The organism is Pseudomonas sp. 01L34, assembly GCF_056400265.1.
On record NZ_JBFTSX010000028.1, the window covers coordinates 1 to 1,055 of the forward strand.

Annotated in this window: 1 protein-coding gene; it reads left to right on the top strand. The window is 64.2% G+C overall.

Annotation, left to right across the window (positions count from 1 at the left end; translation table 11 throughout):
• Nucleotides 1-1,055: immunoglobulin-like domain-containing protein (locus AC1DQM_RS29805; protein ID WP_477747256.1), on the top strand; the 1,055-nt coding region annotated here is incomplete at both ends.

Sequence of the window (1,055 nt, forward strand, 5' to 3'; positions counted from 1 at the left end):
CCGGCACCGTCCGATGACGTTTACAAAGACGCAGGCACGGTTCAGGCCACCATCTCCACCGCCACCGGTGGCAGTTTCGAGAACCTGGTGCCGAGCACTGCCCCGGCAGTGACCACCGTTACCGACACCATCGACACCAGCAGCGTTTCGCTGAGTGCGACTGCGAACGTCGCCGAAGGCGGCACCGTCACTTACACCGCAACCGTCGGTGCACCAGTGACTGGTAGCCCGGTCACCGTGTCCCTGGCCAACGGCCAGACGATCACCATCGACGTCGGCAAAACCACCGGTACCGTGACCACCGCCGCGCCGAACGACGCATTGACTGGCCACGCTCCACTGACCAACTCGATCACCAACGTCAGCGGCGGCAACTACGAGAACCTGGTGGCGGACAAAACGCCGGTCAGCACCACCGTGACCGACACCGTCGACACCACCAACCTCAGCCTGAGCGCATCCAACTCGGTAGCCGAAGGTGGCCAGATCACTTACACCGCGACCCTGACCAACGCCGCCGGCACTCCGGTCACCGTGACCCTGAGCAATGGCGCCGTAATCACCATCGACGCCGGTAAAACCACCGGCACCGTGACCGTCCCGGCACCGTCCGATGACGTTTACAAAGACGCAGGCACGGTCCAGGCCACCATCTCCACCGCCACCGGTGGCAATTTCGAGAACCTGGTGCCGAGCACTGCCCCGGCGGTCACCACCGTCACCGACACGATCGACACCACGACCGTGACCCTGAATGCCACCGCTTCGGCAGCCGAAGGCGGCACCGTCACTTACACCGCAACCGTCGGTGCACCAGTGACTGGTAGCCCGGTCACCGTGTCCCTGGCCAACGGCCAGACGATTACCATCGATGTCGGCAAAACCACCGGTACCGTGACCACCGCCGCGCCGAACGACGCGTTGACCGGCCACGCTCCGCTGACCAACTCGATCACCAACGTCAGCGGCGGCAATTACGARAAYCTGGTGGCGGACAAAACGCCGGTCAGCACCACCGTGACCGACACCGTCGACACCACCAACCTCAGCCTGAG